15 protein-coding genes are annotated in these 23,957 nt (G+C 66.1%); all 15 read right to left on the reverse strand.

What is annotated here, in order from left to right; all coding sequences use genetic code 11:
• Positions 1-12 precede the first annotated feature (12 nt).
• A complete protein-coding gene (hydG, locus tag KA383_07570; GenBank protein ID MBP7745977.1) occupies positions 13-1,437 on the reverse strand; it encodes a [FeFe] hydrogenase H-cluster radical SAM maturase HydG in 1,425 nt (474 codons plus the stop codon).
• A complete protein-coding gene (gene hydE / locus KA383_07575) occupies positions 1,430-2,521 on the reverse strand; it encodes a [FeFe] hydrogenase H-cluster radical SAM maturase HydE (protein ID MBP7745978.1) in 1,092 nt (363 codons plus the stop codon). Before hydE ends, hydG begins: the two co-directional genes overlap by 8 nt.
• Positions 2,481-3,662, reverse strand: a complete 1,182-nt coding sequence (locus KA383_07580) for a response regulator (GenBank protein MBP7745979.1) — start codon at positions 3,660-3,662, stop codon at positions 2,481-2,483. The genes hydE and KA383_07580 overlap by 41 nt, the downstream gene beginning before the upstream one ends.
• Entirely contained in the window at positions 3,662-4,054 is a 393-nt protein-coding gene (locus KA383_07585) for a response regulator (GenBank protein ID MBP7745980.1), read from the reverse strand. Before KA383_07585 ends, KA383_07580 begins: the two co-directional genes overlap by 1 nt.
• A 47-nt stretch (positions 4,055-4,101) precedes the next feature.
• Positions 4,102-6,111 (reverse strand): 4Fe-4S binding protein, encoded by a 2,010-nt coding sequence (locus KA383_07590; protein MBP7745981.1) that lies wholly within the window; start codon positions 6,109-6,111, stop codon positions 4,102-4,104.
• An 89-nt stretch (positions 6,112-6,200) separates the two neighbouring features.
• Complete coding sequence (locus KA383_07595) at positions 6,201-7,922, reverse strand: [FeFe] hydrogenase, group A (protein MBP7745982.1); 1,722 nt, start codon at positions 7,920-7,922, stop codon at positions 6,201-6,203.
• 15 nt (positions 7,923-7,937) lie between these two features.
• Positions 7,938-9,902, reverse strand: a complete 1,965-nt coding sequence (locus KA383_07600; protein ID MBP7745983.1) for a 4Fe-4S binding protein — start codon at positions 9,900-9,902, stop codon at positions 7,938-7,940.
• A 73-nt stretch (positions 9,903-9,975) separates the two neighbouring features.
• Positions 9,976-10,440, reverse strand: coding sequence for an NADH-quinone oxidoreductase subunit NuoE (gene nuoE, locus KA383_07605; GenBank protein MBP7745984.1), 465 nt, complete (start codon positions 10,438-10,440; stop codon positions 9,976-9,978).
• Positions 10,441-10,493: 53 nt separating this feature from the next.
• Positions 10,494-11,114 carry a redox-sensing transcriptional repressor Rex gene (locus KA383_07610; GenBank protein ID MBP7745985.1) on the reverse strand — a complete coding sequence of 207 codons (621 nt, stop codon included), beginning with the start codon at positions 11,112-11,114 and terminating at the stop codon, positions 10,494-10,496.
• Between the two features lie 325 nt (positions 11,115-11,439).
• Entirely contained in the window at positions 11,440-13,527 is a 2,088-nt protein-coding gene (locus tag KA383_07615; protein MBP7745986.1) for a S9 family peptidase, read from the reverse strand.
• Between the two features lie 137 nt (positions 13,528-13,664).
• On the reverse strand, positions 13,665-15,170 hold the full coding sequence (locus tag KA383_07620; protein MBP7745987.1) for an MFS transporter: 1,506 nt from the start codon (positions 15,168-15,170) through the stop codon (positions 13,665-13,667).
• Between the two features lie 139 nt (positions 15,171-15,309).
• Complete coding sequence (locus KA383_07625; GenBank protein MBP7745988.1) at positions 15,310-17,508, reverse strand: OPT/YSL family transporter; 2,199 nt, start codon at positions 17,506-17,508, stop codon at positions 15,310-15,312.
• Between the two features lie 128 nt (positions 17,509-17,636).
• Positions 17,637-19,127 carry an MFS transporter gene (locus KA383_07630; protein ID MBP7745989.1) on the reverse strand — a complete coding sequence of 497 codons (1,491 nt, stop codon included), beginning with the start codon at positions 19,125-19,127 and terminating at the stop codon, positions 17,637-17,639.
• A gap of 55 nt (positions 19,128-19,182) precedes the next feature.
• Entirely contained in the window at positions 19,183-20,763 is a 1,581-nt protein-coding gene (locus tag KA383_07635; protein ID MBP7745990.1) for an MFS transporter, read from the reverse strand.
• Between the two features lie 246 nt (positions 20,764-21,009).
• Positions 21,010-23,937 carry a hypothetical protein gene (locus KA383_07640; protein ID MBP7745991.1) on the reverse strand — a complete coding sequence of 976 codons (2,928 nt, stop codon included), beginning with the start codon at positions 23,935-23,937 and terminating at the stop codon, positions 21,010-21,012.
• Positions 23,938-23,957: the final 20 nt, after the last annotated feature.

Genomic DNA, 23,957 nt, shown 5'->3' on the forward strand with positions numbered 1-23,957 from the left:
CGGACGCGCACCCTAGAAGTACAGGTCCCGCTGCTCCGTCGTGCGAATCTTCTCCAACCGCGCGAGCAGCTCCTGCTTCAGCGCGCCGTCCTCGAGCTTCGCCACCTCGGCCGCGATGAGCTTCTCGCCAGCGGCGCGGGTCTCCGGCGTCGCGTAATCGACCAGGTACTCCAGCGCGGTCGTCAGCGCGTTGGGCGTGCAGAAGCGCTTGATGAAACCGGGGATGGCGAACTCCATGAAATGCTCGCCGGTGCGGCCGAGCCGATAGCACGCCGTGCAGAAGCTGGGGATGTAGCCGTCCGTGATCAACTCGCGCATGACTTCGTCGAGCGAGCGGATGTCGCCCAGCTCGAACTGTTCGCGCTGCAGGCACTGGGCGTCGCCGGCCTCCGTGTACCCGCCGAGCTCGATGCGCGTGCCGGCGTCGATCTGCGAGACGCCGAAAGCCATCAGCTCGCGGCGCAGGGCAGCGGGCTCGCGGGCGGTCAGGATCAGGCCGGTGTAAGGGACCGCGAGTCGCAGGATGGCCACGAGACGCTTGAAGTGCTCGTCGCTCACAAACCAGCGCTCGGGCAAATTGACCCCGGCCGCCGGCCGCACGCGCGGGAAGCTGATCGTGTGCGGGCCGACGCCGTAGCGCTGCTGCAGATACAACGCGTGCGACACCAGCCCCAGCACCTCGAAGCGCCAGTCATAGAGACCGAACAGCGCGCCCACGCCGACGTCGTCGATGCCGGCCTCCTGCGCCCGTGAGAGCGCGTCCAGCCGGTACATGTAATGTCCCTTGCGCGTGTTCTGCGGGTGCATCGCCGCAAACGTGGCGTGATGATACGTCTCCTGGAAGACCTGGAACGTGCCGATGCGGGCTTCCTTGACCCGGCGGAAGCCCGCCACGTCGAACGGGGCGGCGTTGATGTTCACCCGGCGAATCTCGCCATGGCCGACTTTCACGCTGTAGACGGTCTGCACACAATCGTGGATGAAGTTTGCGTCGTAGCGCGGGTGTTCGCCGAACACGAGAATCAGCCGTTTGTGGCCGCGGTTCTCGAGCGCGGTCACCTGTTGGCGGATCTCGTCCTGGCTCAGCGTGCGGCGGACTTCGTCACGGTTGGAATTCCGGAAGGCACAATAGAGGCAGTCATTGACGCAGGCGTTGCCGATGTACAACGGCGCGAACAGCACGATGCGGTTGCCGTACACGTCGCGCTTGAGCTGCCGGGCGGCCGCGAAGATTTCCTCGACCAGCTCGGGCTCATCCGCGTTGAGCAGCACCGCCGTCTCGGCCGTGGTCAGCGCGGTTTTGGCAAGGCTCTTGGCGATGACGTCGCGCACCTGGCTGCGCGTGGAGCGCGGCTGCGCGAGCAGGTCGCCGAGTGCGGCCTCGTCGATGAAATCCGTAGCCCCCTGGCTCAGGGTCAGTTCACACAAACTACTCATGCGGGTTCCTTCCAGCCGCCGGGTCCGCGTGCAGCCGTCGCGCGCGATGACTCAGCGATTCGCCCGGGCCGACGCCGATCGTGCGGCCCAGATCGTGGATACGGCGTGTCAGATAGCCGTGGTACTGCTCGGCCGTCTCGTACAGACAAGCTTTGGCCGGGTAGATTTCGTACAGGCAGCGATACTTCGGTGGAGTCACGTTCGGCATGATGACGTTCGCACCGCGTTGCAGGCCGAGCTCGCGACCATTCTCGCGATTGAGCGTCGCCAGGGCCGTCGTGCTGGGGATATTGGCCCGCGGGCAGAGCAGCCGCGTCAGGGCGACGACCTTGTAGGTCATCAATTCCGTGTTCGGCACCTGCTCGGCATCGTGGGCACCGTGGGCGGCCGCGCCGGTCTGGCCGAGCGGCGTATCCGGGTGCGGCAGGTACGGCCCGACCCCGATCATGTCCAGCTCGAGGTCATGGAACAGCTCCAGGTCGTTGGCCAGGTCGTCATAGGTTTGCGACGGCAACCCGATCATCACCCCGCTGCCGACTTCGTAGCCCATCGTCCGCAGCGCGGCGAGCAGCGCGAGCCGGTCGGAGCAGCACCCGGGCCGCGGCGGGTGAATGCGCTCGAAGAGCGCCGCGTTCGAGGTCTCGAACCGCAGCAGGTAGCGGTCCGCGCCGGCCGCGCGCCACGCGGCGAACTCAGCCGGCTCCCGTTCCCCCAGGCTCAAGGTAACCGCCAGCGGCGTCTCGGCCTTGATCCGTCGGACCAGGTCGGCGACCCAGCGCGTGGTGAGCCGTGGATCTTCGCCGGACTGCAGGACGACCGTGCCGTAGCCGAACGTCGCGGCCTGGCGGGCGCAGGCCAGGATTTCGTCCGCCGTCATGCGGTAGCGGCCGATGTTCGTGTTCGGGCCGCGCAGGCCGCAGTAGGCGCACTTGCGCATGCAGTGGTTCGAGATCTCGACGAGCCCGCGCAGGTGCACCGCGTCGCCGACGTGTTCGCGGCGGACGGTGTCGGCGCGGGCCCAGAGGGCGCTGAGCTGCGGCTCGTCAGTCGCGCGCAGCCAATGGAGGATTTCGGGGCGTTCCATCGTCGGTCGGCGGCGGCTTGAAATCCCGTTGGAGCACGACGGTAAATGTGCTGCCCACGTCCGGCTGGCTGGTGACGGCCACGTCGCCGCCATACATGAGCACCAGCTTCTTCACTAATGATAGTCCCAGGCCGCTGCCCAGGATGTCACGGGTCTTGTCGTTCTTGATGCGCACGAAGTCATTGAACAGCTTGGCGGCCTCGTCCGGCAACAGGCCAATGCCGGTATCGCTGACCGCCAGCGTCACGCGCTGGTCGTCGCAATGGAGCTTGACGTCCACGCGGCCGCCGTCGCGGTTGTACTTCACCGCGTTGGACAGCAGGTTGTTGAAGATGATCTCGATCTCGCCGCGGTCCGCGGTCATCGGCACCGGTTCGCCGGGGTGCAACTCGAGGGTCACGTGGTGGTCGGCGGCGACCGGCCGAACGGTGTCGAGCGCCTGGCGGGCGATCTCGCGCACGTCGACGCGCGTGAGTTCGCGGCGCTTCTGTCCGGACTCGATCCGCGTCATGTCGAGCAAGTCGAGGATCAGCTTCCGCATGCCGTCGCTGCGCGTCAGGCAGCGCTGGATCGCTACGTCGTAGGCCGCGATGTCGCCGCCCAGCGCGCGGTCGCGCATGATGTTGAGGTAGCCCTCGATCGCGGCAAGCGGCGCCTTCAATTCGTGCCCGAGCACCGAGATGAACTCGAACCGCACGCGGCGCTTCTCGGCCGCCAGCTTGCGCGCCTGCCGCTGCATCACCAGGTGCCCGGCCGCCTTGCGGATCGTCTCCTTCAGCTCGTCGGGCGTGAAGGGCTTGGCCAGGAAGTCGAAGGCCCCGGACTTGGTGGCCCGGATCGCCGTCTCCAGCGTGGCGAACGCGGTGATCATGATCGTGAGCACGTCGCGTTCCTGGCGCCGCAGGTGCTCAAGCACTTCGACGCCCGACATGCCGCCCATCTTGTGGTCGAGCAGCATGATGTCGGGGGAGCGCACGGTGAGCAGCGCCAGGGCTTCTTCGCCGCTGGAGGCCTGCTCGATGTCGAAGCACACCTCGCCCTCGACGTCCGGCAGGTGGACCTTGAACGGCCGCAGCGCGCGGGTGACCGCGTGCCGCATCCCGGCCTCGTCGTCGACCACCAGCACGCGCAGCGTGTCCATCAGTTGCGGTCCTTCAGCAGGCGTTGCATCTCACGCTGCAACTGCTCGAAACGCACGGGCTTGGCGAGCACGCTGTCCGCCTTGATCCAGGCCCGTTCCTCGTCCGTCTCCGCGTCGAAGCTCAGCCCCGTCGTGCCGCTCACGGCCGTCACCACGATCACCGGGATGGCCGGGTCCAGCCGCTTCACGTGATAGCACAGGCTGAAGCCGGCATCCGGATCTTCCATCATCAGATCGACGAGCACCAAATCCGGCTTCCGCTGCGCCAGCACGTCCCGCGCCGCGCGGGCCGTCTCCACCGTCTCGACCGTGAAGTCGGCCGCCTCCAGCTGCAGCCGCATCTGGGTCAGGAAATCCACGTCGTCGTCAACCACCAAGATTGTACTGGCCATGTCGAACTCTCGTCCGCCGCTGCCGGCGTAAATCCCCTGCGCACACCTCACTGACCCTGCGCCGGACGTTGCCGTGGCAAGATCACCGTAAACGTCGTGCCCGTGGGGCCCACGGCCGGGTCGGCGTTGGACTCCACGCGAATATCGCCCTGGTGCATCTTCACGATGCCATACGTCACGGACAGGCCCAGCCCGGTGCCCTTGCCTGCCCCCTTGGTCGTGAAGAACGGCTCGAAGACCTTCTTGCGGTGCTCCGGCGGGATGCCGATCCCCGTGTCCGCCACCTGGATGCGCACCTCGCGCTCGTGCCCGCCCGTCCGCAGGGTCAGGCAGCCGCCGTCCGGCATGGCGTCGATCGCGTTGTTGACCAGGTTGGTGAGCACCTGGGCGACCTGATCGCGGTCGATCTCGGCCCGCATATCCTCGTCCTCGTGCTCGAACTGCACCTTGACATTGGACGGCAGGCGCAGCATGCGCACTGTCTTCTCGACGAGGACCGGCACGTTGGTGGCCCGTGCCTCGACCTTGTTCTTGCGTGCGAACTGCAGCAGGCCCGACACGATCTTGCGGCAGCGCTCCGCCTCGGTGGCCATCAGCGCCAGGTCCTCGCGCTGCGGGCTGTCCGGGCCGAGCTCCTCCAGCAGTGTGTGCGAGAGCATCAGCACGGTGCCCAGCGGGTTGTTCACCTCGTGCGCGATCCCCGCCGCAAGCTGCCCCATGCTGGCGAGCTTCTCGGACTGCATGAGCGCTTCCTGGGTGCTGGCCAGCCGCTCGTTCGAGACCGCCAAGTCCTTGCAGGCGATCTTGAGCTGCTCGATCGTGTAGGGTAGGCACATTTCGTTTTCGGCCAGGCCCTTGTAGATCGCGACCGCGTGGGCGCGGCAGGTTTCATAGCCGCACGCCCCGCAGTTCAACTCGTCCTCGGGCTCGAGCTTGCCCATACGGGCCATGATCTCCGCCAGCTCGCCCTCGGACGGAATTGCGATCCGCTGATCGTGCGGCGTGAAGGTCCGGCGGAGGTTCAGGTCACTCAGAATCGACCAGTGCTCGTGCCAGCGCTCGCGGTCCACGTCCGCCATGCGCTGCTGCGCATAGCGCCCGACCTGCGATCGGCGGCTGAAGAGCGGGGCGGCGCTGCTGGTGCCCGGGCCCATGATGCACCCGTTGCAGCAGAGCACTTCCAGCAGCCGGGCTTCCAGGTCGCCCCCCTCAAATTCCTTAATCGCCTCGACGAACTCGCTGCGGCCGTCGGCCGCGACCACGTCGCCCGTCAGCAGGTCCTCCGGCAACTGCGCCGCCTGCAGGATCCCGCGGCTGATGGGAAACAGGACCCCCACGCCGGCATGGGGCGGGTTGAAATCGCTGGGCGTGACCGATTCGGGCTTGAGCGCGTGGTGGCGCAGCATCTCGCGCAGCTCGATGAACGTCAGCACCGCGTCCACTTCGCCGGCAATCGGCGCGCTGTGCGCCTCGCCCTTCTTGGCGATGCACGGGCCGATGAACACGATCCGCAGGTCGTCACCGTAGAGCCGCCGCAGGGCCCGCGCCGTCGCGACCATGGGCGAGACGATCGGCGCGAGCATGGGCACCAAGTCCGGGTGATAGCGCTCGACATAGCCGATGATGGCCGGGCAGGTCGTGGCGATGAAGCGCTTGCCCTTGGCCTCGCGCAACAGGCGCTGGTACTCGGCGGCCACCAGATCGGCCCCGAAGCCGACCTCGTTGACCAGCTCGAAGCCGAGCGCCCGCACCATCCCGACGAGAAACTCGTAGCCGATCTCGCTGAACTCCGCCGGGAAGCTCGGGGCGATGATCGCGGCCACCCGGGCGTCCGATTGCAGCAGCTTCTCGACGAGCTCGATCTCGTCCAGGACTTTCTTGGCCTGCTGGCTGCACACACGCACGCAGTTGCCACAGCCGATGCAGCGGTCGACCAGCACCTCGGCCTGGCCGTTGGCGATGCGGATCGCCTTCGCGGGACATTCGCGCACGCAGGTGTAGCAGAGCCGGCAGCGCTCCTTGATCGTCGTGACCAGCGGTGCACTCGGGGGATCCATCGGACTCCTTCAGCGAGCCGGAAGACCGGCGGGCAGGCTGGCCGCAGCGCCGGGTGCGCGGCCCGGCGCCACCCTACATGCCAAACCCATCATCGCACAACCTCGCGTACATGATAATGCGTGTGCAGCAATTCGTGGCTCTTTTCACCGAGCGGCGCGCCCAGGAATTCCTCGTACAGCCGCTGGACAGACCGGTTGCCGTGGGCCGTCCGGACCGGCGCGTCCCGGTCGATCCTGTACAGCGCCTCCATGCGGGCCCGAACCTTGGCTGGGTTGGTCCCGATCGGTTGCCCGCCGCCCGCGATGCACCCGCCCGGGCAGGTCATCACTTCGACAAAATGCAGGTTGTGCCGGTCGGCGCGAATCTGGTCAAGCAGGCGGCCGGCGTTGGCCAGCCCGCTCACCACGGCGACATTCACGTCCAGGTCGCCGATGCGAACCGTCGCCTGTTTCACACCGTCCAGCCCGCGCACCGCCTTCAACTTCAGGTCCGGCAGTTCCGCGCCCGTCAGCATGAAGTGCGCCGTCCGGACCGCCGCCTCCATCACGCCGCCGGTCGCGCCGAACAGCTTGCCGGCCGAGCTGCGCTCGCCGAACGGCGTGTCGGCGGTCTCCGGGGCGAGTCGCTCGATGTCCAAGCTGCGCAGACGGATGATGCGGGCCAGCTCGCGCGTGGTGAGCACGGCGTCGATGTCGGGCAGCCCGTCGCGGCCCAGCTCGACGCGCCCAGCCTCGAACTTCTTGGCCGTGCAGGGCATCACCGCCACGCTGAAGATCCTGGTCGGGTCGAGGCCTTCGCGCTCGGCATAAAAGCTCTTGATCAGCGCCCCCAGCATCTGCTGCGGGCTCTTGCAGCTCGACAGGTTGCCGACGAAGTCCGGGTGGAACTCCTCGACGTACTTGATCCAGCCCGGCGAGCAGCTCGTCAGGAGGGGCAGCCGGCCGCCGGTCCTGATCCGGTGCGCCAGCTCGGAGGCCTCTTCCATCACGGTCAGGTCGGCGCTGAAGGAGGTTTCAAAGACGCGCTCGAAGCCCAGCCGGCGCAGCGCGGCGGTCATCTTGCCGCACACGTCGGTGCCGGGCTTGAGGCCGAACTCCTCGGCCAGCGTGACCGACACCGCCGGGGCGTGCTGCACGACCACGTGGATGTCCGGGTGGTTGAGGGCGTCGAGCACCTCCTTGATGTGGCTCTGCTCGGTCAGGGCGCCGGTCGGGCACGCCAGGATGCACTGGCCGCAGTTGATGCAGCTCGAGACGTTGAGCCCCTGGTCGAAGGCGGTGCCGACGTGGGCGTGGCTGCCGCGCTTGAGGAAGTCGATGGCGGCGACGCCCTGGATTTCCTCGCACACCCGCACGCACTTGCCGCACAGGATGCACTTGGCGGGGTCGCGCACGATGGACGCGCTGGACATGTCGGCGTGGTACTGGCGGTGGTTGCCGAAGTAGCGCCGCTGGCGCACGCCTAGCTCGGCCGCGAGGCTCTGGAGCTGGCAGTTGTTGTTGCGCACGCAGTACAGGCAGTCATCCGGATGGTTCGCGAGCAGCAGCTCGACAATGGTCTTCCGCGCCCGCACGGCGCGCGGCGAGTGCGTCTGGACCTTCATGCCGGGCGCGACCGGGAACGCACAGCTAGGGACGAGATTGCGCTGCCCCTCGACCTCGACGACGCACAGCCGGCACGCGCCCGTGGGCGTCAGATGCTCGAGGTTGCACAGGGTGGGCACGTTGATGCCGGCGCGGCGCATCGCCGTCAGCAGCGACTCGCCGGGCTCGGCCTGGATGGGACGATTATTGACTTCAAGTGTAATCACGACTTGCTCCACGCCTCATTCGGCCACGACGGCTTCCAGACGGCACGACTGCACGCACGAGCCGCAGCCGATGCACTTCTCCGCGACGATGTAGTGCGGACTCTTGGGGGCGCCCTTGATGGCGTCGGCCGGACAGTGCTTGATGCACACGCCACAACCCTTGCACTTGGCCGGATCGATCCGGTAGTGCAGCAGCTCGGCGCACACGCCGGCCGGGCAGCGACGCTCGTAAATGTGGGCTTCGTATTCGTCGCGGAACCAGCGTAGCGTGCTCAGCACGGGGTTGGGCGCGGACTGCCCCAGTCCACACAGGCTCGTGTCCTGGATGACGCCGGCCAGCCGGTTCAGGTACATCACGCCCTTGAAGCGCTCCAGGGCGGCATAGCCGGTCTCGTTCCGCCGCGCGCGCGTGATCGACTTGAGGATCTCGAGCATGTGCCGCGTGCCTTCGCGGCAGGGGATGCACTTGCCGCAGCTCTCGCGCTGGATGAAGTCCATGAAGAACTTCGCGACGTCGACCATGCAGTTGTCTTCGTCCATGACCACCAGGCCGCCCGAGCCCATCATCGCCCCGACGGTCTTCAGCGACTCGTAGTCGATCTGGATGTCGAGGTGCTGCTCCGGAATGCAGCCCCCCGACGGCCCGCCGATCTGCGCCGCCTTGAACGCCTTTCCGACCGGCGGCCCGCCGCCAATGTCGCAGATAATCTGCCGCATCGTCGTGCCCATCGCGACTTCGACCAGGCCGGTGCGCTGCACCTTGCCCGACAGCGCGAACACCTTCGTGCCCTTGCTCGTCGGCGTCCCCACGGCGGCAAACGCGGCGGCGCCCATGGTGATCAGCGTCGGCAGGTTCGCCAGCGTCTCGACGTTGTTGATCACCGTCGGCTTGCCGAACAAGCCGCTCACCGCCGGGAACGGCGGGCGCGGCCGCGGCATGCCGCGCCGACCTTCGACGCTGTTGATCAGGGCCGTCTCTTCGCCACAGACAAACGCGCCGGCGCCCTGCTTGAGCACAATCTCCAGGTTCGAGCCGCTGCCCAGGACGTTCTCGCCGATCAAGCCGTACGCCCTGGCCTGCTCGATGGCGCGCGTGAGCAACTGGATCGCCAATGGGTACTCGGCGCGGATGTACACGTACGCCTTCGTGGCGCCGATCGCGTACGCCGCGATGCCGATGCCCTCGACCAGCCGGTGCGGATCGCCCTCGATCACGGCGCGGTCCATGAACGCGCCGGGGTCGCCTTCGTCCGCGTTGCAGATCAGGTACTTCTGGTAGCCGGGCGTGCCCAGCGCAATCCGCCACTTGCGGCCGGTCGGAAAGCCGCCGCCGCCGCGACCGCGCAGCCCGCTCTGCTCGACCGCGTCGCACAGCTCGGTGCGGGTCATGTGGTGGAGCACGTGGGCGAAGGCGCGATACCCCCCGCGCGCCAGGTACTCATCAATGCTCTGCGGATCCACCTGCCCGCAGTTCGCCAGCACCCAGCGCGTCTGCGGCCGGAAGAACGGGTGCTCATCGAGGTATGGCACATCGGGCCACGGCTGCAGCGCGGGCGGTGTGTCGTCCGCGGCCGGCGTCGGCGGGCGGAATTGCCCCAGCACTTCGTCTGCCGGGATCCGGTTGGCCAGCACCTCGTCGAGCAGCTTGGCGACCCGGTCGGCCGTCACGTGCGTGAAGCCGACGCGCGTCCGCCCGGGGAGTTGCACGTCCAGCAGTGGCTCGCCGGAGCACATCCCGATGCAACCCACCTCGACGATGTCGGCGTCAAGCTGGTGTTCAGCCACATACGTCCGCGCGGCCGCCAGAGTCTTCGCGGCCCCGGCTCCCAGACCGCAGGTACCCGCTCCAATGTAGATCGTCGGGCGCTCCACGCGGTCACGCCGTAAGAGTGCAAGTCGCGCCGCGCGCGCCGGGTTGGTGCCATCGTGGCGACCGCCATGGCCATTGTGACCGTTGTGGCCATTGCGGCCGCACAGCATCTCCAGCACTTCCTGCGGGCGCATGCCCGGCGCCCGCGCGGCGGCATGATCGGTTTGCGGAGCGTCGCTGTTGCTACTTATCATGATTCGCATCACCCTTGCTGTACTGCTTGAGAATCTTGCGCACGCTGTCCGGGGTCACACCGGCGTGGAAATCGCCGTTGACCGTCACGACCGGTGCCAGGCCGCACGCGCCGATGCAGGCCACGACCTCGAGACTGTGCACGCCGTCCCGCGTCGTCTGCCCCGGCTCGATCTTCAGGTTCTGTTTCACGGCCTCCAGCACGGCGGCGGAACCCTTGACATGGCACGCCGTCCCGCGGCAGACCTGGCAGTGGACCTTGCCGCGCGGCTGGAACCGGAACTGGTTGTAGAAGGTCGCGACGCCGTAGACCTTGCTCACCGGCAGGTGCAACCGGTGACCGATCTGCTCCATGGCGTCGCGCGAGAGATAGCCCATGCGATCCTGCACCGCCTGCAGGATCGGGATCAGATGCTCACGGCGAGCATCTGGGTAATGGTCGAGTACGGCCTGCAATTCGGCACTGCCAGCGTGCCGCTCGTTCACGGCATTCACGTCTGCGCCTCCAGTCAACGGTCCTCGGTCCGCGCGAAATACACGACCTTCTCGAGCAGGACCGCGATATCCACATCTTCCACGTACACCTCCGGCGGCACGCGCAGCCGCACCGGAGTGAAGTTCAACAGCCCCCGCGCGCCCGCCCGCGTCAGACGTTCGGCCACGCGCTGGGCGGCGTCGGCGGGCACGGCGAGGATCGCGGTCCGTAGACTTCCGGCGCGCAAGACCGCTTCGACGTCGTTGATGGAATGGCACGGGCAGCCGTTGATGATGCGGCCGACCTTGCCCAGGTCGACGTCAAACGCCGCCACGATCGGCAGCTCCGGGTGGGCACCGCTGAAGTAGTTGAGGATGGCCCGCCCGAGCGAACCCACGCCAACGAGCGCGATACCCTCCGGCGCAGGCGGGTCGAGCACCTGGCCGACCTTCTCGATCAGGCCGGCAACGTCATAGCCCCGGGCCGGGCTGCCGGTGTAGCCGATGGTCATGAGGTCGCGACGGACAACCGCGGGCGTCACGCCTTCCAGGTTGGCGAGTTCATGGGAGTAGATGCGCGCCTTGCCGTCGGCGAGCCACGCCTTCAGGCGGCGCCGGTAAGCGATGAGTCGCTCGACCACGCGTGCCGCGATCACAGGTCACCAACGCCCGCGTCGCCCGTAGCCGCGAGCCGAGACCTAGTCTTTATCGGCGTCAGGGCAATCATGATTCTTGTTCACAATCATCGTGATTTATATCACGCTGTTATAACATAAACGCTGTGAACTATATCACAACATAGCATTAACCGGTCGCAGAGTCAAGTGCCGACGACCTCGCTGGACCCAGCCAAGCGCTCGAATCTGGAAAGTACTCGTTGAAACCCTATTAATTACCAATTATTGCGTTATTATAGGACGTGACACTTATGCAGAAACCTCCCCTCCCGCCGCAGCAAATCGCACACGCCGGCCACCCGGACTACTTCGCCTCGCCATCCAACGGGGCCGCGTCGCCCTTCCCCAGCAGGTAGCGATCAAACCAGGCCAGATCCCACTCGAGCTTTCCCTTCCGGTGGTCCGCAATCGCCAGCCCGTGCCCGGCACCGGGGTACACCAGCAGGATCGTCGGCACCTGCGTGTATTCCTTCAGCCCACGATAGAGCGACCGCGAATGCGCTGCCGGCACGCGCGTGTCTTCTTCGCCGACATGGATGATCGTGGGCGTGGTGACCGCGCCGAGCTTGTACGCCGGCGAAGCCTTCATGTACGCCTCCGCGCGTTCCCACGGCAGGCCGCGCATGTAGTTAATCACGTGCCCGGGCGTGTCTTCCAGTCCCCATTGCATGAACTGGTCGACCACGCCTGCGCCGGTGCTCGCCGCCTTGAACCGCTGCGTGGCGGTGATCAGGCCATTCGTCACGAAACCGCCGTTGCTCCAGCCCATCACGCCGAGTTTGTCCGGGTCGGCGATGCCCTTGGCCACGAGCGCATCGACGCCGGAGAGAATATCCTGCAGCTCGATCTCGTTCTCATGCCCGATCAGTTGCATGAGGAACCTGTCGCCATACCCGACCGAGCCGCGGTAGTTCGGGCTGAGCAGCGCGTAACCCCGCGCTGCGAAGAGTGTGCGACCGTAAATCCAGTACCGCAAGTGGAACCAGGTTGCGTCCGTCGGACCGCCGTGCACCTCGATCACCGTTGGCAACGGCCCCTGCCCGGCCTTGTAGTCCGGCGGCAATTCCAGGATGCCCTCGACCTCCGCCCCGTCGGGCGCCTTCCACGTAAAGAGCGAGATCTGCGGCAGCTTCCAGGTATCGATTTGCGGGTTGACGTTCGTCAACCGCACGCCCGCGGCGTCCGGCTTGCTCGGATCGAGCCAGAACACATCCGGCGTATGTTCCGTGTCGCTCATCAGGTACGCGAGCTGCCTGCTGGCGGCCGCGAACGCGAAGCGATCGACCACCACGTCGCCGGGCGTCAACATGCGCAGGTCACCCTGTCCGCCGTCGCGCACGTTGGCGATGCATTCCACGCGCTTTCGCGCCCGCTGCTGGCCGATGAAGCACAGGTCGGACGTTCCCGGCAGCCAGTGCAGCGGCCCGGCGACATGAATCTCGTCCGGCCGCTTGAGCATGCGCACAGTCACCGTCGCGCCCTTCCACTCGGCCACGAGGATTTCGCCCGGATAGCCATCGAAGTCCACCGTCCAGGCCAGCGCCTGCCCATCGGAAGACCAGGCCAGGTTCTCGAGCCAGCCGTACGGCGAAGGGGCCTGCGCACGGTACAGCGTATCCGGCAGTGTCGTGATTTCACCCGTCTTCACGTCGAAGATGTCAACGCGCGACTGGCCCTCCTTGGTGATGAGCCGGTCGTCGGGCGTGGTGATCATGGCGATCCGGCTCTCGTCGGGTGCGACGTGGAATTCGGTAATGACGCGCAGCGGCGCCACGACCTTTTCCTCGCGCCAGTTTTCGAGATTGAGCTTCCAGATCTCCGTGTACTTCACAGCCCCGTCGCCGAACTTGATGTCGCTGTACTTCTTGCGCAGGGTCTTCCATTCCTGCTCGGCCTCCTCGCCATCCTTCGTGTAGTACAGCGACCGGCCGTCCTGCGCGAGCTGGTACGCGGTAATGCCGCCCTTGACGCGCGTGATCGCGAGCGGCTCGCCGGGGTGCGTGCCAGTGACCCAGACCTGGCGGCTGCCGTCGAGCGGCGGTTGCTTCGCGCCGCGGTTGCGCTTGGTCACGAAATACAGGTGCGCACCGTCGGGGGCCCACTGCGGCGAATCGTCGTTGCCGGGCTCGAAGGTCAAGCGCGTCGGCCGCTGCGTGGCGGTCTCGACGACCCACAGGTCGGTCGAACGCGGCGCATCGTGCTCACCCCAGCGCAGTTCGACGTACGCGACGTACTTGCCATCCGGTGACGGCGCGCAGTCGGTGAGCTGATGCACCGTGAGATAGTCGTCGACGGTGATCTCGTGCGTACGCTGCGGCGGCTGCGCCTGCCCAGCCGCCGTGACGAATGCGAGAATCGCAAGAACGAGACTGCTGTGCCAGGTGCGCCGCATAGGGTGTCTCCTGAATCGGATCGTCAAATGTCCTCCACGGCCCATTTTCGACGCCCAAAGCACGTCCGGCAACCGGGCGTGGGCAGATCGCCCGCCGACCCAGGTCCGCTTGGTGCCTGAGTGTCTTGGTGGTTGGATCAGGTCGCGGCAGCGCCGCGCTGCCGATCGAGCTTCGCCGTCACGTACTTGAAGACCAGCAAGGCGAGCAGGGCGCTGAACCCGATCGCCGCGAAGATGTACCAGATGTAGTGCGCGTGGGCGTACTGCGCCGGCAGGCCGGCTGTGGCCCCGGTGGTGGTGGCGGCCTGCCACTGAGCGTAGACGTCGGGCGGCAGCGTGGCGGGATCCGGGCAAAAGGACTTGAGCAGCCAGCCGGAGATGCCGAACCCGAAGAAGTACGCGAAGAAGCTGGTCAGGTGGCTGTAGCCCATGTACAGGCCCGTCTCGCCGGGCGGCGCCTGACGGGACGCATATTCGAGGAATTTCGGCGAGAGAAAGCACTCGGCCAGACCCTGGATGCCGATGCCCAGGATCACCATGAGTGTGATCGGGTGCATCGCGACGCTGCCCAGGTGGATCGTGTTGCCGGTCAGCGCCTGCACCATCGAGCTGAAGCTGACCGTCAGCGCGGAGACCGTGATCATGGTGAGCGCGATGGCGATCGTATTGACCGCCAGGAAACGCCGCACGAAGTGCGTGATCGGCACGACGCACAGCACGACGACCAGCGGGTTCACATTCGCGAGCCACTCCGGGCTGGCACTGGGGCCGATCAGGCGGATGATGTACTTCGGCATCGTGGCGTAGAGCTGGTGCTGGATCGACCAGAAACCGGCGACGATCAGGATCAGGGCCATGAAGCGGCCATTGCTGAGGACCTTCAGCAGGCCCGCCGCCGCCTGGTGCACAGTCTTGCCGGCCGAACGCTCGGCGACGTTGCGATACGCGACGCAAACGAGGACGAACCCCAGCAGCGCCATCGTGGCGGCGTAGAAGTTGATGTATTCCAGGCCGAGGGTGAGGTGCAGGTCGGTGTTGGGGATCTTGAAGCCGGTGCGCAGCGGCTTGGCGATCGACTTGCCCGTGAACGAGCCAATGTTGACCATCGCGTAGAAGATGGAGAACGCGCGGGCCCGCGTCACTTCGTTCGAGCACTGGGCGACGGTGCCGGTGATGACCGGCTTGATGATCGAGCCGCCGAACATGGCCAAGCCGAGGGCAACAACAGCCAGCAGCTTGCGAATGGGCTCGGCGAAGAGCGGGGCGAACGCGACCGGCGTCGTCGTGGCGGTCGCGGCGGCGGCATCCGTGGGGGCGGGCAGGCCGGCGACGCCCAGCAGCGAGTACCCTGCCGCCAGCAGCGCGAACGCGAGCATCAGAGCGGCCCGGAAGCCGATATGGTCGGCCAGAATGCCGCTGAACGTCGGCAGCAGATACAGCACCGACGCGAACGCGGCGCCGACGTAGCCCGTCCAGACGTCGTCAAACCCGATGCGGTCGGTCAGGTAGAGCGTGAGCGCGATAAACATGCCGTAATAGGCGGCACGTTCAAAGAGCTCGGCGACGTTGGCGAACCAGAAGGTGCGCGGGAAGTGCCAGCTTAGCCTCTCGGTGGGTAGGGGCGCGGCGCTCGAAGAACTCATGCGCACAACTCTCCGGGCCCGCGCCGGACACGGGCGGAAGCATGGTCGCAAACCGGCCGCAGACCGCACGGCCGCGCCCGGTCGCGGCCCGGCGGCGACCGACGCGCAATCCGGTCACGCCGCAGCCCAGGTGTGGCGTCTAGCCGTGCAGCTCGGCGCCCTCGGCCAGCTCGGCCTTGGCCCGCCGGCAATCGAAATAGACGAAGATGCACAAGAGCACGAACAGGATGCCACCCAGCCAGTTCTGCGTGCGGGCCAGGCTCGCCGGATCGGCGCCCGCGTCGACCATGCGACGACTCATGTCGAGGAACGGCATGATTTTGCCGACCGTCTGCTCGGCCGTGCCGACCAGCGTCTTGGTGCCGAGGAGCAGGTCGTCGAGCGCGCTGGTGAAGCTGACGGCGACCTCCATGATCGCGCCGCCCGCGATCAACCCGGACGCCAGCAGAATCCCCTTGTTGCTGCGGGCCTTGGAGAGCCGCTCATCCCGGGTGCTCTTCTTCACCAGCGTGGCCACGAACGCGCCGATCAGGATGGGTACGTTGATGTAGATGGGGAGGTACATGCCCAGACCGAAGGCCAGCGGCGAGATGCCCAGCAACTGCATGCTGAGCGCGATCACCACGCCCACGCCGTACATCAGCCACGGCACCTGTCCCGTGCCGAGGAAGCTTTCGAGGGCGCTCGCCATCATGTTGGCTTGCGGTGCATCCAACTTCGCATCACCGACGTAGCCGGGCTTGTAGGCCAGGACCATGATGGTCGCGCACACGAAGATCGCGGAAACCACCGAGCCGGCGAGCGCGTTCCAGGTGATGCGTTTCGGACTGGCCCCCAGCCAGTAGCCCATCTTGAAGTTCGTGATGAGCCCCCCGGCCATCGAGAGACCCGTGCAGACGACGCCGCCGACCAGCAGCACGGCCAACATGGCCTGGTCGCCCTTGGGGAGTTTGGCGGCCATCAGCAGCACCGCCGTGATGATGATCGTCGTGACGGTCATGCCCGAGATCGGTGTCACGGAGATCATCGCGATGGCCCAGGCGGACACCGTCGTGAACAGGAACGTGATCACCAGCGCGATGACGATGGAGATGAACGTGAGCCACGGGGCGTTGGGAATCCCCTTCAAGGCAACGTTGTAGAAGAAGAAGCCCATCACCACTACCACGATCAGTCCGAGCACGGCCATCACGCCGTAGCTCACATCCTCGTCGGTGCGGTCGGCGACGCCGGCCCCGGCCCGCGACTTCTGTGCCAGGCTGCCCAGGGCTTTCCGCAGGGCGGTGACGATGACGCCGCTCATCTTGAGGATCGAGAGAATGCCCGCCGTGAAGATGCAGCCGATGCCGATGTTCTTGGGGATGTGGTCGAAGATGTCCTTGACGGTCGTGCCGGCGATGGCGGGGTTCAGCAACTGCAACTGCTCCAGATTCAGTGGTGCCAGGAGCGGGATGATGACGAAGCACGACAGCAGCGAGCCGGCGCAGATGATCGACGCGTACCGGACGCCGATGATGAACCCGAGGCCGAGGTAATAGGCCCCGGCGCCCATCGAGAGCACGGCTTTGACCTTGGTGGTCAGATCCGCGAAGAGACCGTCCGCGCCGAAGGCCAGCGCGGAGACCGTCTCGCGCCCCGCGATCTTCAGCTTGACCACGCCGGTGGTGAACTGGTCGCTGAAGAGCTTGAGCGCGGTGGCGGCGAACGTATACAGGGCCGACACGACGAACGAGTAGATCAGAATCCAGGCCTGGGTGGTGCTGCCCGAGGCGCCGGTCACCAGGATCTCGTTCGTCGCCGTGGCCTCGGGAAACGGCAGCTTGCCGTGCATTTCCTTGACGAAGTACCGACGGAACGGGATCAGGAAGAGCGCCCCCAGGATCGCACCCAGGAACGGCACGAGGGCGATCTGGAGGAACAGACTCAGGTTGCCGATGTTCAGGTGCTCGGGCTGGTTCAACTGGAGGATGTAGATGGCTGGCATGGTGAAGCACGTGCCGCCGGCGACGTAGCCCGAGGTGGTACTGATCGAGAGAATGTACATGTTCTCCAGGATGGAGCTGCCCCGGCCACCCGCCTTGGCCAGCAGGCCCGACAGCCCGACCGCCAGGATCGAGATCGGGATGGCGGTCTCGATGCCCTGCCCGGCTTTCAGGGCCAGGAACGTCGCCGCGATCGAGAAGATGACGTTCATGGCCAGGCCGAAGATGAACATGCGTGGCGTCAGCTCCGGCACGGTCACGTTTGGCGGGACCATCGGGACGTAGGTCTCGCCCGGCTTCAGTTCGCGGTAGGCGTTCTCGGGCAGCTTGTTCATGATCTGGGGATTGTCGGACATGCCAGCTCCCTCACTGCTGTTCAACGCGGATCGCGGTGGCCCGCACGCGCGCCGACGGGCGGGCGGTTCGCAGCGGCAAAGTTACCACTGGCGGACCGGCAAGGGAAGGGCGCCCCGGAGAGCCGGGGTCAGGTGCTCGTCGGTGCAGCACCGCGCGGCGTGCTGCCATCCAGCGACCCGCGGATCACCCAGCGTCGCCCCAGCAGCAAACCAATGGGGCTGCTCAGCGCGATCAGGCTGTAGATGAACCACATCGTCCCGGTGTCGTGCGCACCCTCTTCCGGGCAGTAGCGGCCGAGGAAGTACCCAGAATAGAGCCCCGTCGTGAACTTGGCCGCCAACCAGGGCACATTCGCCAGCCCCATGTACTGCGAGACCTTGCCCTCCGGGGCCAGTTCCGCGGCGTATTGCAGGAAGCGCGGCGACCACAGGGCTTCGCCGATCGAGAATAGGACGAGGTACACGATCAGCAGGGGCGTGTGCGGGCCGAGTACCAGCAGAAACGTAGGCAGGGCTGAGACGGCGGATCCCACGATCATCAGCGTGTAGACGTTTACGCGGCGCGTCATGGCCGTGATGATCGGGACGCCGAAAAAGATGATGCCCGGGTTGATCCAGTTGACGATCCACTCCATGCGGTTGGCCACGCCCTCCGGGTAGGCGCGCAGCACGTAGGCCGGCATCGTCAGCCATTGGTGCGCGAACAGCGTTTGCACCGGGAGCAGCATGAAGATGAAGAACACGAAGCGTGCGTTGCTGAATGGGCCTTCGGTGAAGTAGGCCGCCACGCGCTCGAACCAGGGCAGCGCGGCCTCGGCTGCTTTCTGCTCTTCGGATTTCTCCTCGGCAGCTCGCAAGCGCTGGGCTGCGGCGCGCCGCGAGAAGAACAGCACCAGGAACAACAACGCCAACGCCGTGATCGCGGTGCACGCCCAATTCACGGCGTTGATGCCACTGATGTGCCAATCGGCGAAGAACCGCCACAGCGTCGTCGGCTCGACAGTGCCTTGCTCCCGCGCTTCCAGCACATTCTCGACCGGCACGCGAATCGCCGGCGAGATGTACCCAACGATGAAAATCCCGAGGTTCATCAGGGCGTAAATCAGCCCATAGCCCATCGAGCTGGTCTTCTCGTCGGTGTAGTACTTGATGCCGGCATAAGAAACCGGCTGGGCCATACCCTCGCCGATGGCCGTGACGAGCAGCGCCGCGAGCACGAGCGCTACCCCGGCGGCCATCCCGAGGTGCAGCAGCGGCACGGCGCTGTAAGTGACGCGGCCAACGAGGCAGAGTACCACCGCCAGCAGCAGCCCGTAGCGGACGCCCAGTTTCTCCGCCAGGCCGCCCAGGCCAATCATGAAGAGCGTCACGAGGCCGGTGAAGAACGCGATGATCAGGCCGGCGGTCCAGTCGCTGACGCCGATGTCGCGCGGGAGGTACACGTCCATCAGCGTCAGGACGCCAAAGTACCCCATCGACTCGACCATGAAGAAGATGTTGACGACCCAGAACGCGCGCGGCAGGTGCAGCAGATCGGCGAACGCGGCGAAAAAGTCGCGGATGCGACCGGCCAGGCCAGCGGAGGGCGTTGGGGCCGGGGCGAGTCCGTTGTCAGCCATGGGATGTTTCTACCGCGGTCTCGGGTTCGGGCAGTCGGGCAACGTGGGCGGATCCCTACGCGGCCTTGGTCTTGAAGTCCTTGCCGATCCAGCCCTTGGCGAGCAGGAGCAGAATCGGCGACGCAATGGCAATACAGCCGAAGATCAGCCACATCGTTTGTGTGTTCTTCGGACCGACGGCCGGGCAGTAGCGCTCCAGGACCGTGCCCGAATAGAGCAGCGGTACGAGCATCTTGGTGAGAAACCACGGCAGTTGCGCCACGCCCATGTACTGGCCCGTCCGCCCCTCCGGCGCGATCTCGGCGGCGTATTGGAGGAAACGCGGCTGCCACATGGCTTCGCCGATGGTCATGATGACAATGTAACTGAACAGTGCCCACGGCTGGGGGCCGACTGTCAGCAGGAACGCCGGCGCGGCCATGACCAGCGTGCCGATGATCATCATGTTGTAGACTTTGGCTTTCTGCGTCACCGCGGCGATCATCGGCACCAGGATGAAGATCAGGATGGGGTTCGCATTCGCCGCGATCTCGAAGTAGCGCCCGATCCAGCCCTCGTACGCCCGCGAGATGTACGGTGGCAGAATCAGCCAGTTGTACGTGAACAGCGTCTGCACGGGAATCAGTGCGAAGATGAAGAAGAAGAACTTCAAGTTCGCCAGCGGATGGCGCGCGATCCACCTCCGCGCCGGGGGCAAGAGCACTCCTGCCACCGCCCCGAGCAGAACCACGCCGCCAACCCACCAGCGCCAGGGGTCCGGCACGCGCCAGTAGATCGCGCCCAGTACCGCCAGCAACACGAACCACATGTGTACAGGAATACGGTCATTCGCGACCACGACTTCCGTCGTTGCCGCCGGAGCACTCGCCTTGGTCTCGGCCGGTGCTTCGGCCGATTTCAGGCGTGCGGTTTCCTCCTTGGCAGCCGTGATAGCCCGGGCGACGGTCCCCGGCGATAGGATGACAATCGTGAGAATCAGGGCCAGCAGCGTGAAGACTGTGTAGACCCAGTAGACGCCGGTGATGCCCAGCCCGAGCCAGTTGCTGTCGCGCAGCATGAAGGCACCCGACGGGAGAAAACCGCCGAGGTTCATCAGGGCGTACAGCATCGCAAACGCCATACCCGCCGTCTTGGGGGTCGTGAACTGGCGCACGCCGGCGTACGCCGCAGGCTGGTACATGCCGTAGCCGATCACGACCAGCAGGATGCCGCCCATCGTCACCAGTTGCAGCGGTGACCACAGGCCGGCCGGCTTCAGGCCGAAGATCGTGGGCGCGCCGGAAATCAGCACGCGACCGGTCAGCATCAGCAGGAAAGCGGAGATCAGGGCGAAGCGCACCCCCCACTTGTCCGCCACGAAACCCAGGAAGAACATCGCGATGGTGATGCCGGCCGTGAGAACCATCACCATGTGATGCGCATGCACGTCGGGCTCTTCCACGCCCTTGAAGATGAAGTCGGAGAAATGCAGCGACAGGTAGCCGAGCACGCCGAAGTAGACCATGCCCTCGATGAGATACGCGAGGTTGATCCCCCATAGCGCGCGGGGCGCGTTGCACAGGTCGATGAACGGCTGGATGATCTCGTTCAGCCAGCTCTTGCGGGCCTGGCTCCCGTTGCTCTGTTCCGCACTCATGGTGTGAACTCCGTTGGAGACTTCATCGGCGCCGCTCATCCACTCGACCCGCGACACCTATCGGGAATGCCCGCCGCGAGAAGGCGTAGTGGCGACGCGACCGCGTCAAATTGGCCGTAAGGCTAGCTGCCGCGCCCGGCAGCGACAAGCCCGCAGGCCCGTTTTTCCCCGCTCCGCCGACCTGCGTACGGGCTGGATCTCGCCCCGGCGGCTCACCTTGTCACCTGCTCATCTTGTCACGGCGCGCTAGCGCCCCGTGCTCAGCAGCGTCACGAACGGGTTGATGTCGCCGAAGTTGAAGCTGCCGTCACCGTTGATGTCGCGGTTCGCCAGGGGGCAGTTCGGGTACATCTGCGCGTACGTCGCCGGGTTGCTCAGCGCCAGCACGAACGGGTTGATGTCGCCGAAGCCGACGTGGCCATCGCAGTTCACGTCGCCGACCAGCACCAGGTGGAACGCGACGTACTCCGCCGCATCGACGTTTCCGTCCGCATTCACCGACGCCGGGATCTGCGCGCTGGACACGAGTGTCCCGCCGTTTGCCGTCGCGTACGGGGCGAACGCAAGGTACACCACGCTGGGCAGCGACCCCAGTTCCTGCGCCAGGTCGAGCGTGCCTTCCAACCACCCCGACCCGCCACCCGTCGCCGAGTGGTTCTCCCCGCTCACATCGAACCAGCCCGACCAGCCGTTGTCATTCTCGTTCCCGAGATACGCCGACCAGTCCGCGACCTGCCCGGCCTTCGCCCACGGCGCCGCCCGCAGCGCCCCCGGCGTCCCAGCCACGAAGATGAAATGGTCGTTGCCCTCGCCGGCGTCCGTCGCGGCGACGTAGAGCGTGGTGCCGATCACACCCGCATACAACACGAGCGTGCCGTTCTGGGCCGCCAGTGTGGCACCCGCGTCGAGTTGGCCATCCATGACCCATTCATCCTGCGGCACCCCGCCCTCGACAACAAAGTGCCAATCGGCCCCGCCGTTGTTGTCCCACGTGCCCGCCCCGTTGTTGAACACCATGTCGAGCTGCGTCGCGCTCAACTGCACCGGCACCGTGATCACCCACACGGAGTCGGACACGTTCCAGGTCATCGCCGGATCGGGCGAAATGATCGGGTTCCAGCCGTTGAAGCCGTAGTGCAGGTAGACTTGCGGCGCACTCACCAGCGGCCGACCCGCCGGGTTGTACGTGATGGTCACATTCTGCCCCGCCTGCGCCGGGTCCGGCGAAATGGTCACGACGTCGCCGCCACCACCCCCGCCGCCCGTGCCGACGTACACGTGCTGGATCGGCGACTTCTGCACGTTGCCCTGCCCATCCGTCGCCTCCACGTAGTAGTCGATCAGCACGTTCGTCTGCCCGGCCACGGTCGCCGCGTAGCGCCCCGCCCGATACGTCGCCATCAGCACGCCATTCTGCGGCGGCGGCAACTGCGTCGCGGTCATCGCCACACTCGTCCAGGCGCCAACCTCGGACCCGCCCGCGTAGGTCTCGTTCTGAATGGAGCTGAGCGGATTCACGCCGTCTGCATCGACACGCCACTCTAGCGTTACGCTCGTCAGCCCGCTCACGTCGTACGCCAGCGTCCAGACCTCAAAGTCCGACGCTTCCGGCAATGTACTCCACTCGTATCCGCCTGGGTTGTACGGGTTCCGCTGCGGCAGGAAGACGGTCGGCGGCGTGTAGTCCGGCTGACCCGCGATTACCGCGTCGGCGTACACGACGGCCTGGTTGCAGCCGCGCGTCACGTTGCTGTCCCAGATCTCCGTGCCGTCCCAGTACCAGTAGTCGCTCGCCTCGGAGACCAGCAGCCAGTGCCACGCCCTTTCCGTGTTGGTCCCCGTGCCGGTCATGATGTTTTGCATGCTCGCCGCCGGCGCCAGGGCCTCCGCCGTGAACACGCGGTTCTTCGCCGCCGTCAGCACCGCCCAACTGTTCTGGTCCGGGCTCCAGCCGCCGGAATCCGGATCGGCCAGCCATTTCTTGAACTCGGGGTCGCCGTTGTCCGCGCCCGACCACGAGCCGTCCTCGACGTGAATCACGTCGCCCGCGGCCGGCGGGAAGCGATCCAGGTAATCCTCGACGGTGGACACGTCGTAATCCGGATCGCCGCTGACCCAGTTGACCATCTGCTGGAAGTTGTAGTGGTAGTACGAATCCGACCCGCCACCGTAGTTGTCGCCGTCATGATGCAGCACGACAAACATCGGATGGGCGGCGTCGGTGTTGTACTGGATGTACTGGTCCATCACGACGTCGTACAGGAACGCCCCGTAGCCGCCGCGCCCGTCCTCGTTACCTTCGTAGCGCGCTGCCGGCACGGCGATCATCTGCGTGATCGCGCCGGTGTCCGGATTGACGTACTGAACATAGTGCGGCTGGTAGCCGAACGGGGCACTGACCTGGCTGGGTGCCCAGAGATTATTGAGCTGAACCCAGGCACCGCCGTTGGCCGCGGGGTCCGGGTTGACCTGGTCCGCGGCGTTCGGTGCAAACAAGCCGGACTGGTTCGTGTGCGGGTAGTTCAGGCAGGCGCGGTCAAAGTGGATGTTGTCCACGAGCACCCAGTCGATCCCCTCGGCGACGAGCGCGGGGATGATCCGCTCGGAGAATGCCGTCTCGGCCGGGAAGATGCCGCGCGAGTACGTCGGTCCGCCGATCCACGTCTGCCCGTATACGTGCTTGTGGAGCCGGATCTGCATGCGGATGTCCTGCTCGTCGAGCAGTGGCATCAGCGGGTGGTGATAGCCGAACGCCACCAGGTCCAGCCGCGGGTTTCCGAGCGTCGTCGTCCAGCTCACGCCCTGGTCGTAGCCCGCGTCCCAGTTGTTCCACATGCCGCCGTTGACGCCGCCGGCCGCGAGCGCGTTGAGGTTCTCGATGAGTGACCCGGTGAAGCTGATCTGTGCGCCGAGGTGCGGCTGGGACAACCCGGCTTGGATGGCGTCGCGCGGCCAGGTGGTGTACGGGCCGAAACGCTGGTTGTGCACATCGACGACGCTGAACGAGAAGCGGCCGTTCGCGTCGGTCACGATCGGTGACTCGTAGGGGTAGTAGATCGGCTGATGCATGTGCCAGAGAAAGCCGACGTGTATCGGCTGCGGCTGCGCCTCCGCGCGGCCGAAGCCGCCGGCCAGCGCCAGTACGACGAGGACGATCAAAGAACGTGCGTTCATGGGTTTTCCCATCCTTCAGC

Source organism: Phycisphaerae bacterium (genome assembly GCA_017999985.1).
In the GTDB taxonomy this organism is placed as follows: domain Bacteria; phylum Planctomycetota; class Phycisphaerae; order UBA1845; family Fen-1342; genus JAGNKU01.

What these genes read in the sequence shown, in the direction of transcription:
- hydG (MBP7745977.1), bottom strand. Translation starts at nt 1,437, where the DNA reads ATGAGTAGTTTGTGTGAACTGACCCTGAGCCAGGGGGCTACGGATTTC.
- hydE (MBP7745978.1), bottom strand. Translation starts at nt 2,521, where the DNA reads ATGGAACGCCCCGAAATCCTCCATTGGCTGCGCGCGACTGACGAGCCG.
- KA383_07580 (MBP7745979.1), bottom strand. Translation starts at nt 3,662, where the DNA reads ATGGACACGCTGCGCGTGCTGGTGGTCGACGACGAGGCCGGGATGCGG.
- KA383_07585 (MBP7745980.1), bottom strand. Translation starts at nt 4,054, where the DNA reads ATGGCCAGTACAATCTTGGTGGTTGACGACGACGTGGATTTCCTGACC.
- KA383_07590 (MBP7745981.1), bottom strand. Translation starts at nt 6,111, where the DNA reads ATGGATCCCCCGAGTGCACCGCTGGTCACGACGATCAAGGAGCGCTGC.
- KA383_07600 (MBP7745983.1), bottom strand. Translation starts at nt 9,902, where the DNA reads ATGCTGTGCGGCCGCAATGGCCACAACGGTCACAATGGCCATGGCGGT.
- KA383_07615 (MBP7745986.1), bottom strand. Translation starts at nt 13,527, where the DNA reads ATGCGGCGCACCTGGCACAGCAGTCTCGTTCTTGCGATTCTCGCATTC.
- KA383_07620 (MBP7745987.1), bottom strand. Translation starts at nt 15,170, where the DNA reads ATGAGTTCTTCGAGCGCCGCGCCCCTACCCACCGAGAGGCTAAGCTGG.
- KA383_07625 (MBP7745988.1), bottom strand. Translation starts at nt 17,508, where the DNA reads ATGTCCGACAATCCCCAGATCATGAACAAGCTGCCCGAGAACGCCTAC.
- KA383_07630 (MBP7745989.1), bottom strand. Translation starts at nt 19,127, where the DNA reads ATGGCTGACAACGGACTCGCCCCGGCCCCAACGCCCTCCGCTGGCCTG.
- KA383_07635 (MBP7745990.1), bottom strand. Translation starts at nt 20,763, where the DNA reads ATGAGTGCGGAACAGAGCAACGGGAGCCAGGCCCGCAAGAGCTGGCTG.
- KA383_07640 (MBP7745991.1), bottom strand. Translation starts at nt 23,937, where the DNA reads ATGAACGCACGTTCTTTGATCGTCCTCGTCGTACTGGCGCTGGCCGGC.